Genomic DNA, 14,624 nt, shown 5'->3' with positions numbered 1-14,624 from the left:
ACAAAGGGGTTCACGGCCAGGAATACAGAATTAAAGATTATCTCTAAACAAAAAAGGACCGGGCGTATTTTGCCCGGTTTTTCTTATCGAACGGTATAAAATCTACTTTTCCTGTCGATCATAATGCTAGTTTCAAGGAGGAGTTGAAAAGTTCGATGAAGAAAGGCATGTTAAAGCAAATTCTATTAATCACGGATGGATGTTCCAATGAAGGAGAAGATCCGGTGGCAATGGCTGCGTTGGCGCGTGAACAGGGAATTACGGTGAATGTCATTGGCGTGCTGGATAAATATGATACCGAGGATGGCCACGGACTTCATGAAATCGAAAACATTGCTGAGGCAGGTGGCGGGATCAGTCAGATTGTTCAGACAAAACAATTGGCCCAAACGGTTCAAATGGTGACCAAACAGGCGATGACTCAGACGATCACTGGGGTGATCAATCAGCAGCTGCAGGATATCCTCGGTGATTCGGGTACTGTGGAAGATCTCCCACCTGAAAAACGCGGCGAAGTCATGGAAGTTGTTGAGGAAGTTGGAGAGACATCGGATCTTCAAGTTTGTATTCTTGTGGATACCAGCGCCAGCATGAAAAACAAGTTACCAACGGTACGCGAGGCGTTGACCGATTTATCGCTCAGCTTATCGGCACGAATGGGCGAAAACCAATTTTGTTTGTATTTATTTCCCGGGAAACGAAAATCTGTTCAAAAGGTGGTTGCTTGGACACCTCAATTGGATGATATTGAACGTACTTTTGATAAAATCAGCTCGCATGGGATAACGCCTACCGGACCGGCGCTTAAAGAAGCGGTAAAAAGTTTCGCTTCACTGTCCAGAAAACACGGGTTCTTCCGCAATGATGATGAGGCCTATGATGACGGACCGAGATGATTTGCGCTTTGCAGCAGGCACGGTCATCGTCGGCAAATGGCACCGAAAGCAATATCGGTTGGTCAAATGGTTAGGAAGCGGTGCTCAAGGCACGGTATATCTGGGTCATGACGGTGCGCGTACAGTCGCCATTAAGTTAGCCAAAGACCGCGCCTCATTGATTTCAGAGGTTCATGTGCTTCAGCAGTTCGAAAAGCTTCAAGGAGGTCCTCTGGGGCCTTCTTTGTATGATAGCGACGACTGGATACATGGTGGACGGACCATTGGGTTCTGTGCAATGGAATATCTGAAAGGCGAATCGCTTTCTTCAGCGCTGAAACGGAAACCGTTTGACTGGGTACTTGTGTACATGCTGCAGCTGCTCAAACAACTCAGCCAGCTTCATCAGGCCGGCTATATTTTCGGAGACCTGAAGCCGGAGAATTTGATCCTGATGCATCCGGGCCATTCCATTCGCTGCCTTGACTTTGGTGGTGTGACCCGCATTGGCAGGTCGGTTCGTGAATATACGGAATTTTTTGACCGCGGGTATTGGGGGATCGGCAGCCGTCGCGCGGAACCCAGTTATGATTTGTTTGCCTGTGTGATGATCTTAATCAATGCGGCACTTGGAAAACGAATCGAGCGATCACGCGCACCGCAGCAACAGCTGATTCATTTAATTAAAACCCACCCCAAGTTTGCAACGATTCACCGTCCACTCCTGCAGGCGCTGCAGGGGCACTATACGCGCGCAGAAGAACTGCGGCAGGCACTGCTTTTCGAAATCATGGCAAGTCCGCCGCCGCTGTCGCCGCAAGTGAAGCGGCATCAGCATCGGCAGCAGAGACATGCGATCAAACGTAACCAAAACGGCTGGCGGCCGGCCTGGGCAGCTGCTTCCGTATTAATTACCGCCTATATTTTATTTGTCGTTATTTACGTGATGTGATTTTTAGCGTATGGTGGACATACATTATAAAGAAAACTTGGCTTGGCTAAGTCTTTGACGAAAGCGAAGACCTCGTTGCACGGATACTATTTTCTTTGAAATTTTATGCTTTCTTATCGTGTAAAAGGTGACCGGAGGCAAGGGAGAATTCTACGATGACCGTTAATGAAAACGTGACGCAATTTATCGAGCGTCATCATTTAATTCAACGCGGATCCCGCCTGCTGCTTGGGGTCAGCGGCGGTGCGGATTCCATGGCGCTGCTTCTTTATTTCGAGAAAAAGCAGCGTGAATGGGGGCTTGAACTCGCCGTTTGTTCGGTGGATCATGCACTACGTGGAAAGGATAGCAGCGAAGACTTAAATTATGTCGCATGTTTTTGCGCGGAAAGGGATATCCTTTTTATAGGGAAAAAGGTGGACGCACGTGCATGGAGCCATGCGCAAAAGATCAGCCTCGAAGCCGCTGCACGCGCGTTGCGCTATCGAGCTTTCGCGGAAGCAATGGACAGCTTCCGAGCTGATGCACTGGTTCTGGCCCATCATGGGGATGATCAGGTGGAAACGATGCTGATGCGTGCGGTGCGTGGGACAGTCGGCATTGGCCGTGCGGGAATTCCTGTACGCCGTCCCTTTGCCGGAAAAACGCTTGTTCGTCCGTTTCTTTCACAGACAAAGCGTGATCTGGAACGCTATTGCGCTGCAAACGGTATTGTCCCAAGAAATGACCCTTCGAATCAATCAGACGTGCATACGCGCAATCGCTTTCGCAAATATGTACTCCCTTTTTTAAAAAAGGAAAATCCTAAAGTCCATCTTAAATTTCAATACGAAAGCGAGCGGATGAGCGAGGATGAATCGTTGCTCAATGAGTTGGCTAAGGCGCAGCTGAAATCGGTTACTTTAAAAAAGCAAAAATCAATCTATGCGCTTTCAATTCCTGATCTTCTTGCGGTCCATCCTGCTTTACAAAGGCGGACAATTCATCTAGTATTATGTTATCTCTACACAAATCAACAGCTGCAGCCGATGCACCAGCCGATACATATTGAAGGCCTATTACAGTTTCTGCATGCCGGCCGTTCCTCGGGATATATGACTCTACCCGGTGGCCTAACAGCAAGCATTTCGTATGAAACCTGCATGATCGGGTTTCTGCCAGCAGAAGACGAGGTCAGCAAACCAATCAAATTAACCATTCCCGGTCAAACGGATTGTCCGTCCGGTACTTTTGAAGCAGACGCTTTAGGTATTGATTTTCTGAAGCGTGATGCATTGGACGCTTCTTGTCTCATTTTTGATCCGGCAGACGTTTCGCTGCCGCTTTATGTGCGAACAATACGTCCCGGAGACCGAATGAGGCCGAATGGAATGACGGGCTCGCAGAAAATCCAGCGTATATTTATTAACGCAAAAGTTGACCGTAATCAGCGAAACCGTTGGCCGTTGATTACGGATTCAGACGGCCGCATACTTTGGCTGCCGCTGTTGAAACGGGGCATTGCATGGCCATCACCCCGGATTTCAGAGAAAAAAGAATATGTTAAGCTTAAATTTATACCGTTTTCAGGATTTGGGAGGACGCAGGCATGAAGGATGACGTCAAGGAAATATTAATTACGGAGCGTGAAATACAAGAGAAGGTCAGTGAGTTCGGAGTAATGCTTTCGGAAGAATACGGACAGTCCTTTCCGCTCGTGATCGGCGTATTAAAAGGAGCCCTTCCTTTTATGGCTGATCTGGTCAAAAAAATCACCGTTCCGATTGAAATTGATTTTATGGATGTATCCAGTTATGGCAATTCTGCCGTATCTTCAGGTGAAGTGAAGATTCTCAAGGATTTGGATACAACAGTGGAAAACCGGGATATATTAATTATTGAGGATATTATTGACAGCGGACTTACCTTAAGCTATCTAGTCGAACTATTTAAAACGAGGAAAGCGAAGTCCATTAAAATTGTGACGCTTCTGGATAAGCCGTCAGGACGGAAGGCGAAGATCGCTCCCGATTTGTCGGGATTCACGGTTCCTAATGCCTTTCTAGTGGGGTATGGTCTCGACTATGCTGAGAAATACCGCAATCTTCCATTTATTGGTGTGCTGAAGCCTGAGATCTATCAGTAATAAGGAAGCGATAAACAGGGCGGAAGTCGAAACGAGGCCCGCCAATGGTAAAAATGTAATTTGTTGAGTGGCAACATTTGTATGTGGTACTATAAATTATGATTGTTTTTAGAGCGGGAGGAGGTAAGGCATGAATCGACTTTTTAAGAATATTATCATATATTTATTTATTGCTTTAGTGATCATCGGGATCGTAAGCTGGCTGACGGAAACAAACCGCACCGTGAAACCGATGACTTACAGTGCTTTTCAAACCAACCTGAGTCAGGGTAATGTAGATCAGCTGACCTTACAACCGGAAGGCAGTGTCTATGCAGCAACAGGACATTTGAAAAGCGCGGATGAAAATACGACGTTCAAGGCCTATTTGCCGGCAAGCGACAAGGCCGTTAACCAAGTTACGGATATGGCCGCGCAATACAAATTGGATGTAAAACCGGAGGAACGTGCAAACGGATGGTTAACATTCGTTACATCGTTAATTCCCTTTGCAATTATCTTTTTCTTGATTTTCTTCTTGTTGAATCAAGCACAGGGCGGCCGAGTTATGAATTTCGGCAAAAGCAAAGCGAAGCTCTATTCGGAAGATAAGAAGAAAGTTACATTTAAAGATGTGGCCGGGGCAGATGAAGAAAAACAGGAACTTGTCGAGATTGTCGACTTCTTGAAAGATCCGCGTAAGTTCGTGTCTCTGGGTGCCCGGATTCCGAAAGGGGTTTTGCTTGAAGGCCCTCCAGGTACCGGTAAAACCTTGCTGGCGCGTGCGGTAGCAGGTGAAGCGGGCGTGCCGTTCTTCTCGATCAGCGGATCAGATTTCGTTGAAATGTTTGTCGGTGTCGGTGCATCGCGTGTGCGCGACTTGTTTGAACAGGCAAAGAAGAATTCGCCATGTATTATATTCATTGATGAAATTGATGCGGTTGGCCGTCAGCGCGGTGCCGGTCTCGGCGGCGGTCATGACGAACGCGAACAAACCTTGAATCAACTGCTCGTTGAAATGGATGGGTTCGGCGCTAATGAAGGTATTATTATCATTGCAGCCACTAACCGTCCGGATATTCTGGACCCGGCTCTTCTGCGTCCGGGCCGTTTCGACCGCCAAATTCCGGTTAACCGTCCGGATCTTGTCGGCCGCGAGGCAGTACTTCGTGTACATGCCCGCAACAAGCCGCTTGCCAAAGAAATTGATCTAAAGACTGTAGCAAAACTAACCCCAGGTTTCTCGGGCGCCGATTTGGAAAACTTGCTGAATGAAGCAGCGCTGGTTGCGGCTAGGGCCAATAAAAAGGTAATCAATATGGAAGACATTGATGAAGCCGTTGAACGTGTGATTGCCGGCGTTGCCAAGAAATCACGGGTTATTTCGAAAAAAGAACAAAACATTGTCGCTTATCACGAATCCGGGCACACCATCATTGGTCTTGCACTTGAGGGCGCTGATGAAGTACACAAAGTTACCGTTATTCCTCGTGGTCAGGCTGGCGGCTATACCGTCTCGCTGCCGAAAGAAGACCGCTACTTCATGACCAAGCCGGAACTGCTCGAAAAGATATGTGGTCTGCTCGGCGGACGCGTCGCTGAAGAGATTATATTCGGAGAAATTTCAACAGGCGCAAGCAATGATCTGCAGCGTGTCACCGGTCTTGCTCGACGAATGGTTACTGAATTCGGTATGAGCGATAAGCTTGGCCCAATGCAATTTGGCAATAATGACAGCGGCCAGGTGTTCCTCGGTCGTGATATTCAAAACGACCAAAACTATAGTGATGCGATTGCTTTTGAGATTGATCAGGAAGTGCAGCGTCTGGTTAAGTCAGAGTATGAGCGATGCAAGAAGCTGCTTCTGGAACATCGCGATAAGCTGGACCTGATTGCTCAGACACTGCTTAAAGTGGAGACACTGGAAGAAGAGCAGATCAAATCGTTGTATGAAACAGGAAAGTATATTGAACCAAGCAAGACGCGTTATGCTTCAGAAGACAGCAGTAAAGAAGATGCGACAGCGGTTGCTCCGGATGAGGGGGCAGAGAAACCTGCTACCGATGTTAAGGTGACGATTCATCCAAAAGAGGACCGTCCGGTTGAGGCAAAGACCGAGACACCGGATGCATCGGATCAAGTGAACAAGGATGACGGGCATAAGCTCTGATTTTTAAAACTTGCTGTTGTATAAAATAAAGGGGGACTCTCCAGATTAGGGAGTGTCTCCTTTTTTCTTACAGGGTGGAAGGCATAAGCGCTTTGCAGAGTTAATAGGGTGTGAACCAACCACACAGTGTCTCTGGTGATCGCAGACCAGACTCGCATTCCTTAGACCCGAGCTGAGGAGGCTCCTGGATCGCCGCGGCATGCGAGCAGCTGTAGTGCCCGTCAGGCACAAAATTGATAGCAAAGGCCAAGCGCAGCCCGGTATTTAAGCGATTTCCACAAGACGGTTGTGAAACAGGAGGAAAAAAGATGATCTTTGTTTGTGATGTTGGCAATACGCATGTTGTGCTCGGCACCTATGCCGACGGTGTATTGACCAATCACTGGCGCGTATCGACCGATCGTGAAAGAACTGAAGATGAGTTTGGTATGCTGATTAACGATCTTTTTAAATATGCAGGGCTCTCGTTTGCAGATTTCAACGGAGTGGTGATTTCTTCAGTAGTTCCGTCGATAATGTTCGCGTTAGAACGGTTGTGTACAAAATATTTTCACCTTCAGCCGATTGTTGTCGGCCCTGAAATTAAGACCGGCCTGAATTTAAAATATGAACATCCGAGAGAACTTGGTGCAGACTTGATTGTCAATGCAGTTGCTGCCATCCATGACTACCAGGCACCAATGATTGTGATTGATTTTGGAACCGCAACGACGTATTCCTACATCGACGAGACACAAGCATATATTGGCGGTGCCATTGCACCTGGAATCGATATTGCGACGGAGGCATTGTATGAGCGTGCATCGAAATTGCCGAGAATTCAAATTACGAAACCACCGAGCATTTTTGGGCGGAACACGATTCACGCCATGCAGTCCGGTGTGCTTTTCGGTTATGTTGGACAAGTGGAAGGCATTGTCTCGCGGATGAAGAAGCAGGCAGTGGGAGATCCGGTTGTGGTCGCAACCGGAGGGTTGTGCCGCTTGATCTCGAATGAAACCGATGTGATTGATCATGTTGATCCCTTTCTGACCCTTAAAGGACTTTATCTGGTTTATCTGCAAAATGCTTAACTTGAATGGAGGTCTGCATATGAGCGATTATTTTATTAAAGCACTCGCATGTGACGGAAGCCTTCGTGTGATCACTTCGGTGACTACGGAGACGGTGAACGAAGCACAAAAGCGCCATCATACATGGCCGACAGCAACGGCAGCGCTGGGGCGAACGATAACCGCAACGATGATGATGGCCGTGCAAGAAAAAGGTGATGAGAAAGTAACGGTTACGATACAAGGCGGTGGCCCGATTGGAGCGATTGTTGCCGATGCGGATACCAACGGTCGGGTACGCGGCTATGTAACCAATCCCCAAGTACATTTTGAATTGAATGCTCATGGAAAACTTGATGTTGCGCGCGCGGTTGGCAACAATGGTTTTCTGAGTGTGGTCAAAGATCTTGGACTGAGAGAGAATTTTACCGGACGTGTGCCCATTGTCTCCGGAGAGCTTGGCGACGACTTTACGTATTATTATGCTCGCTCAGAACAAATCCCTTCAGCTGTTGGTGTCGGTGTACTTGTTAATCCGGATCAGTCGGTGAAGGCATCGGGGGGATTTATTATTCAAGTGCTTCCCGGTGCGGATGATGCAGCGATCGATCGGCTGGAAGAGCGGTTAAAGGCCATTCCACCCATCTCAAAATTAATTGATGCGGGCCATTCACCGGAACAATTGCTGGACGACCTTTTCCCGGACGGGGATTACAAGGTGCTGGAAAAGCACGGAGCAGCTTTTCATTGCGGCTGTTCAAAGGAAAAATTCGGCCAATCGCTGCAAGGTCTTGACGTCAAGGAAATTCAAGCCATGATTGATGAAGACCATGGAGCAGAGGTCGTTTGCCATTTTTGTGGAACGCATTACCAATTCAGCGCCGATGAATTACACGCATTAATTGCTGAAAAGAATTAAGCAAGAAGGGTGTCTCAAACGCTAGGAACAGTGAGGGAGACGCTCTTTTTTTGGACAAAAGCTGTTTTTTTATTTGACGCTCGCAGGTTGTACTGATAATATAGTGTATAAATCATACATGATTACTAAGGATTTAAGAGGGGGATCTTCATGACTGTTGCAAATTCGGTTACGGAATTGATTGGAAATACGCCTATTGTTCGTCTCAACCACTTAACAGATGAAAACGATGCAGAGCTGTACGCAAAACTTGAATACTTCAATCCGGGAAGCAGTGTGAAGGATCGAATCGCATTGGCCATGATTGAAGCGGCTGAAAAGGAAGGAAAATTGAAGCCAAACGATACGATTATTGAACCGACGAGCGGTAATACGGGTATCGGATTGGCTCTGGTCGCTGCAGTGAAGGGCTATAAAGCCATTTTGGTTATGCCGGAGACAATGAGCATTGAACGACGCAAATTGTTTAAGGCCTACGGCGCGGAAGTTATTCTAACGCCAGGCGCCCAAGCCATTAAGGGATCAATTGAAAAAGCACAAGAACTTGCCAAAGAGAAAGGCTATTTCCTACCACAGCAATTTAAGAACCCGGCAAATCCGAAGGTACACTATGAAACGACCGGTAAGGAAATTGCCGCTGCATTTGACACGCTGGATGCGTTTGTTGCCGGTGTTGGAACCGGCGGAACGCTTAGTGGGAGCGGCAAAGCCCTGAAAGAGAAATTTAACGACATCAAAGTCTATGCAGTTGAGCCAAAGGATTCACCGGTATTGAACGGCGGCAAGGGTGGCCCGCACAAAATTCAAGGAATTGGTACAGGATTTGTTCCTGATACTTTGGATACGGAAATTTATGATGAAGTGCTGGATGTGACAAACGAACAAGCATTTGAGTATGCGCGTCTTGCGGGTAAAAAAGAAGGTGTCCTTGCCGGCATTTCCGGTGGAGCCGCAATCTACGGCGGCGTTCAGGTTGCAAAGAAACTGGGCAAAGGCAAAAAAGTTGTAGTCATTGTGCCTGATAATGGCGAGCGTTATTTAAGCACACCGCTCTATCAGGTTGAGGAGTAACTGCTACTAAATAACAGAGTCTGATGCATGAGTTAAAGCTGATTGCAGAAGGACGGTAAAAGACCAGGGCGTGAACTGTCCCCTTAAAGTTGAACGATGAAATTCAACTTAGAGGGTCACAGCAGCGCACCTGGTTTTTCTCATTATAGCCGTTGCGGCATAGGGTACTTTGTTCCATTTTTGCAACTGAGGAATAGGCCGTGATTGTGTTATACTGTTTTTATCAAATCGATAGTTTTTCAGGAGGATGGACTAAATCTGTGAACACATATAAGCTTTCACCCTACCATCTGCTCAAGGTCAGGGAAACGACGCTTGACTTTCGGAAAAAAACTGTGATTATGGGGATTTTGAATGTGACTCCGGACTCCTTTTCCGATGGTGGACGCTTCAACCATTTAGACCTTGCTGTTCAGCATGCACGGCAGATGGAAAGCGATGGTGCCGACATCATAGATATCGGCGGAGAATCGACACGTCCGGGACATCTTCCCGTTGATTTGGATGAAGAAATAGCCCGCGTTGTGCCGATGATTCAGGCGGTGCGTAAGCAGACGAGCCTTCCGATATCCATTGACACTTATAAAGCGGAAACGGCTCGACATGCGTTGGATGCGGGTGCAGATATAATTAATGATATTTGGGGAGCTAAAGCAGACCCGGAAATGGCAAAAGTTGCTGCTGAATATCAGGTGCCGATTGTTCTCATGCATAATCGGGACAACAATCACTACAATCGGATTATCGAAGACATGAAGCGGGATCTTCAAGAGAGCATTGACCGCGTGCTGGATGCCGGTGTTGTCCCGGAGAACATCATTCTTGATCCGGGTATCGGCTTTGCAAAAGATGATCGACAGAATCTCTATGTAATGAATCATCTTGATGCACTTCATGAACTGGGCTATCCTATTCTGCTTGGCACCTCACGCAAGGGGTTTATTGGAAGAGCCCTAGATTTGCCGGTGGATCAGCGTGTGGAAGGTACGGGAGCGACGGTTTGTCTGGGCATAGCGAAAGGTTGTCAAATGATGCGTGTTCATGATGTACGTGAAATGGCGCGTATGGCAAAAATGATGGACGCGATGCTGCAGGAGGATCATCTTGACTGACGCGATACGTTTAAATCGAATGCAATTTTATGGCTATCATGGTGCACTTGAGGAAGAGCGGCGTATTGGTCAGCGTTTTGATGTTGATGTTTCGCTGATCTTGGATCTCTATCGTGCCGGAAGCACCGACCGGCTTGACCAGACGGTGAACTATGCAGAGGTTTATACCAGAGTGAAGGAGATCGTTGAAGGGCCGGCATGTGCATTAATTGAACATGTGGCAGAAAAGATCGCTGAAACGGTCTTGCAAAATTATTCTGTGGTCCGCGAATGTCGCGTGCATGTAGTAAAACCCAATCCGCCGATTGCCGGGAATTATGACTCGGTATCGGTATTTATTGAACGCCGGCGCACAACCGCTTATTTGGGCCTCGGGTCGAATATGGGCGACCGGGCAGGGTTTTTGAAACGTGCACTTGAGGGACTGCAGGCAGAACAAGGCGTGCAAATTGTTCGCTGCTCCTCAATCTATGAAACCGATCCTTATGGGCCGGTTGAGCAGGCAGACTTTTTAAACATGACTGCGCAGATTGAAACGCTGCTTCCAGCTCTTGCACTTTTGAAGAAGTTGCAAACGATCGAAGCAGATTTGAACCGAACAAGGGAAGTGCATTGGGGACCAAGAACGATTGATCTTGACCTGCTTCTTTTTGGTCAAGAGATGACCTATTCCGAAGTATTGTCACTGCCCCATCCCGACATTGCACGCCGCGCCTTTGTCCTCAAACCGCTTGCTGAGATTGCGCCCCATCTGGTGATCCCAAGAGAGAATCATTCGGTGCTTACGCTGTGGCAAAATCTCAATGAAGAAGAGGGAGTGCGATTATGGAAACAGAACAATGGGGACGGAGAGTTCGGGCTTTTCGAAAGCTAAAGGGCTATACGCAAGCCACTTTTGCAAAAGAATTGGGTGTCTCTTTGACCCTTTTAGGTGAAATTGAAAGAGAAAGCCGTAATCCGGATGCAGACCTTCTGGTTAAAATTTGTGATAAACTAGGCGTATCTCTTCAGGAGATGAAGGAGCTCTAGAAAAGAAAGGATGATTCGGTTGTTAAAGATTGGTCCGATTGAGATGAAAAATCAAGTCATCCTTGCGCCAATGGCCGGCGTATGCAATACAGCATTTCGCCTGATTGCTAAGCGTTTCGGCGCCGGACTCGTATGCGCAGAAATGGTCGCCGACCGCGGCATTATTCATCACAATCAACGGACCTTGGATATGCTGTATGTTGATGAACGGGAAAGACCACTGAGCTTGCAAATTTTCGGTGGTTCACGAGAAACGCTCGTTCAGGCAGCGAAATATGTGGATAAAAATACAAATGCAGATATCATTGACATAAATATGGGTTGCCCGGTACCGAAAGTCACGAAGTGTGATGCCGGATCACGATGGCTGCTTGATCCTGATAAAATTTATGAGATGGTTGCTGCCGTCGTCGATGCGGTTGATAAACCCGTTACGGTAAAAATGCGCAAAGGCTGGGATGATGACCATATTTATGCGGTACGCAACGCACAGGCGGTTGAGCGTGCCGGCGGACAGGCGGTTGCGGTACATGGACGTACACGCGTACAGATGTACGAAGGCGTTGCAGACTGGGATATTATCCGCCAAGTCAAGGAATCCGTCGGTATCCCGGTGATTGGAAACGGGGATGTCCGTACCCCGGTGGATGCGAAACGAATGCTTGATGAAACCGGTGTGGACGGCGTTATGATCGGACGCGGCGCACTTGGGAATCCGTGGATGCTGTACCGGACGGTTAAATACCTTGAGAGTGGTGTACTGCCGCCGGAACCGACAGCCAAAGAGAAAGTCGATGTTTGCCGGATTCATTTCGATCAGCTGAGCAAATTGAAGGGCGAGCATATTGCATCGATGGAAATGCGCAAGCATGCCGCCTGGTACATGAAGGGCCTAAGCGGCGGCAATGAAGTGCGTAAGCGAATCAATCAGTGTGAAACGGGAGAAGAGCTTCGACAGGTGTTGATTGACTTTCGTGAAACCCTTCAACCTGAAGCGGCACCCACGGTCTGAGGTTGACAGTGTTTTTTTTATTCTCTATAATTCGGTTAGATATAGAACTGCCGGTAGCTTAACTGGCAGTTTTCTTTATGATGTAGATGTGTCGGTAACTGAGAAGCGCTCGATCCTGCATCGGCGCGTTTTAGCGCCCGCAGGATACGACTGGAGGTAGAACAATTAATGAGTCAAGGAGTAGATCTGACCGATCAGCTTCAAGCCCGTCGCGAGAAGCTGAAGGTTTTATTTGAACAAGGAATTGATCCATTCGGTGGTCACTATGACCGCACCCATGATACAGGAGACATTCGTTCACGTTACGCAAATCATACAACCGAAGAGTTAGAAGCGAATCCGGTTGCTGTTGTTATGGCCGGCCGTTTAATGGCGAAAAGACGCAAGGGAAAAGCGGGATTTGCCGATATTCAAGACTTCAGCGGCCGTATCCAGCTGTATATTCGCAAGGATGCAGTCGGAGAGGAACAGTACGAGATTTTCAAACATATTGATATCGGTGATTTTGTCGGCGTTGAGGGAATAGTATTTAAAACCCATGTTGGCGAGCTTTCGATAAAGGTCAACAAGTTTGAGATTCTCTCCAAAGCGATGCGACCACTCCCGGACAAGTTCCACGGGCTTAAAGATGTAGAGCAGCGCTATCGTCAGCGTTACTTGGATCTGATCGTGAACCCTGAAGTTCGAGAAACATTTATCCTAAGAAGTAAAATTATTAAAGCGATGCGCGACGAATTGGATGGACAAGGCTATCTGGAAGTTGAAACGCCGACGATGCATTCCATTCCGGGCGGTGCGGCGGCGCGTCCGTTTATTACACACCATAATGCCTTGGATATGGACCTGTATATGCGCATCGCGATCGAGTTACATCTTAAGCGTCTGATCATCGGCGGCTTTGAGAAGGTTTACGAAATTGGCCGTGTGTATCGCAACGAAGGTGTATCAACGAAGCACAATCCTGAGTTTACGATGATGGAACTCTATACCGCCTATCAAGATTTGCGTGATGTAATGGAACTCACCGAAAAGCTCATTTCTTCCGTCGCGCAGAAGGTACTCGGAACAACCGAAATTACTTATGGCGATGCGAAGGTTGATTTGAAGCCGCACTGGCGCCGCGTGCATATGGTTGACGCGATTAAGGAACAAACCGGTGTTGACCTGTGGCCGCAGATGAGTGATGAGGACGCGCGAAAATTGGCTGCCGAAAACGGTGTATCTGTAAAAGAAGATATGACTTATGGGCATGTAGTTAATGAATTCTTTGAGCAAAAGGTCGAAGAAACGCTCATCCAGCCAACCTTTATTTATGGACACCCGGTTGTGATTTCTCCGCTTGCGAAGAAAGACCCAAAAGATCCGCGTTTCAGTGATCGTTTCGAATTGTTCATCGTCGGCCGCGAGCACGGCAATGCGTTTAGCGAATTGAATGATCCGATCGATCAGCGCCAACGCTTTGAAGATCAGATGCGTGAACGTGAAGCGGGCAACGACGAAGCGCAAGTGATCGATGAAGACTTCCTGGAAGCAATGGAATATGGCATGCCGCCTACTGGGGGACTTGGAATCGGAATCGACCGTTTGATTATGCTTCTTACCAATTCAGCGTCGATTCGCGATGTGCTGCTGTTCCCGCAAATGAGAAAAAAAGATTAATGAATTTTGATTTATAAATCGTCCGCTCTTGAGCAAGAGTGGACGATTTTCTGTATAAGGACATCTCAAAAATCTATGATGTTGAGATGTCCTCTGGTGGTTGCCGCGCCGCATAACAAGGACCTTTTGGAACGGTCTCTATTATTGTATGCCAATGTCGCTTAAACCGCACTCGCGGGTGTTTACAGCGCTTGTCGTCAGCCTTTGTTTGCGTAGGGTCTGCTCTTTTGCTTTTTTCCATCTATGGGGGTTACCTAAACATGCTTAGAGCCGGCATTAAGCGTAGATGCCGCATAGATCTGAATGAAGTGAGGCTAAAAGGGTGTTCGAGACATTTTGTAAAAAACAGCAATGGATGTAAAAAAGTTCTTGTTTTCCGTTGACAAAGACATTATATGCTGGTAATATATTTTCATGTTGCTGAACAAGAGCTGTCAATTAATATTGACAACTTAAGCGAGCATATGTATAATTGAAGAGATCGTTTTGAGGCTGACAAGCCTTTGAAAGAAAAAAGTAATTAAGGGTTGACATGATTGCTTATTCTTGATAAGATGTTCAAGTCGCTTCAAGAGCGATGGAGAATGTTCCTTGAAAACTAAACAAAAGCCAAGCGTGAATAAAGGGTTTTTAAACCCCATAATCAATTCAATTTGCTATGGATCATAG

General features: G+C 47.3%; 13 protein-coding genes. All 13 read left to right on the top strand.

Annotated elements, in window-relative coordinates; genetic code table 11:
• Positions 1-155: 155 nt before the first annotated feature.
• Positions 156-896 carry a VWA domain-containing protein gene (locus AA84_RS0110730; RefSeq protein ID WP_028977205.1) on the top strand — a complete coding sequence of 247 codons (741 nt, stop codon included), beginning with the start codon at positions 156-158 and terminating at the stop codon, positions 894-896.
• Positions 880-1,827 (top strand): protein kinase domain-containing protein, encoded by a 948-nt coding sequence (locus tag AA84_RS0110725; protein WP_051575175.1) that lies wholly within the window; start codon positions 880-882, stop codon positions 1,825-1,827. Before AA84_RS0110730 ends, AA84_RS0110725 begins: the two co-directional genes overlap by 17 nt.
• 155 nt (positions 1,828-1,982) lie before the next feature.
• Positions 1,983-3,419: a tRNA lysidine(34) synthetase TilS gene (tilS, locus tag AA84_RS0110720; RefSeq protein WP_028977203.1), complete on the top strand. Its 1,437-nt coding sequence runs from the start codon at positions 1,983-1,985 to the stop codon at positions 3,417-3,419.
• Positions 3,416-3,952 (top strand): hypoxanthine phosphoribosyltransferase, encoded by a 537-nt coding sequence (gene hpt / locus AA84_RS0110715; RefSeq protein ID WP_028977202.1) that lies wholly within the window; start codon positions 3,416-3,418, stop codon positions 3,950-3,952. Before tilS ends, hpt begins: the two co-directional genes overlap by 4 nt.
• A gap of 130 nt (positions 3,953-4,082) precedes the next feature.
• Positions 4,083-6,101 carry an ATP-dependent zinc metalloprotease FtsH gene (gene ftsH, locus AA84_RS0110710; protein ID WP_028977201.1) on the top strand — a complete coding sequence of 673 codons (2,019 nt, stop codon included), beginning with the start codon at positions 4,083-4,085 and terminating at the stop codon, positions 6,099-6,101.
• A 308-nt stretch (positions 6,102-6,409) separates the two neighbouring features.
• Complete coding sequence (locus tag AA84_RS0110705; RefSeq protein WP_028977200.1) at positions 6,410-7,174, top strand: type III pantothenate kinase; 765 nt, start codon at positions 6,410-6,412, stop codon at positions 7,172-7,174.
• Positions 7,175-7,193: 19 nt separating this feature from the next.
• Positions 7,194-8,072, top strand: a complete 879-nt coding sequence (gene hslO, locus AA84_RS0110700) for an Hsp33 family molecular chaperone HslO (RefSeq protein ID WP_028977199.1) — start codon at positions 7,194-7,196, stop codon at positions 8,070-8,072.
• Positions 8,073-8,222: 150 nt separating this feature from the next.
• The gene (gene cysK / locus AA84_RS0110695; protein WP_028977198.1) at positions 8,223-9,143 is read left to right on the top strand and encodes a cysteine synthase A; all 921 of its coding nucleotides are present in this window, start codon (positions 8,223-8,225) and stop codon (positions 9,141-9,143) included.
• A 260-nt stretch (positions 9,144-9,403) separates the two neighbouring features.
• On the top strand, positions 9,404-10,255 hold the full coding sequence (gene folP / locus AA84_RS0110690; RefSeq protein WP_028977197.1) for a dihydropteroate synthase: 852 nt from the start codon (positions 9,404-9,406) through the stop codon (positions 10,253-10,255).
• The gene (folK, locus tag AA84_RS0110685; protein ID WP_028977196.1) at positions 10,248-11,129 is read left to right on the top strand and encodes a 2-amino-4-hydroxy-6-hydroxymethyldihydropteridine diphosphokinase; all 882 of its coding nucleotides are present in this window, start codon (positions 10,248-10,250) and stop codon (positions 11,127-11,129) included. Before folP ends, folK begins: the two co-directional genes overlap by 8 nt.
• A complete protein-coding gene (locus AA84_RS18655; protein ID WP_081787981.1) occupies positions 11,081-11,284 on the top strand; it encodes a helix-turn-helix domain-containing protein in 204 nt (67 codons plus the stop codon). Before folK ends, AA84_RS18655 begins: the two co-directional genes overlap by 49 nt.
• Positions 11,285-11,303: 19 nt before the next feature.
• Positions 11,304-12,296: a tRNA dihydrouridine synthase DusB gene (gene dusB / locus AA84_RS0110680; protein ID WP_028977195.1), complete on the top strand. Its 993-nt coding sequence runs from the start codon at positions 11,304-11,306 to the stop codon at positions 12,294-12,296.
• Positions 12,297-12,464: 168 nt separating this feature from the next.
• Positions 12,465-13,955, top strand: coding sequence for a lysine--tRNA ligase (gene lysS / locus AA84_RS0110675; RefSeq protein WP_028977194.1), 1,491 nt, complete (start codon positions 12,465-12,467; stop codon positions 13,953-13,955).
• The last annotated feature ends 669 nt before the right edge of the window (positions 13,956-14,624 follow it).

The organism is Sporolactobacillus terrae DSM 11697 (genome assembly GCF_000648615.1).
GTDB classification, from domain to species: Bacteria; Bacillota; Bacilli; order Bacillales; family Sporolactobacillaceae; genus Sporolactobacillus; species Sporolactobacillus terrae.
The sequence above is the reverse complement of the archived record's forward strand: the minus strand, read 5'-3'. Positions and strand labels throughout refer to the sequence as shown.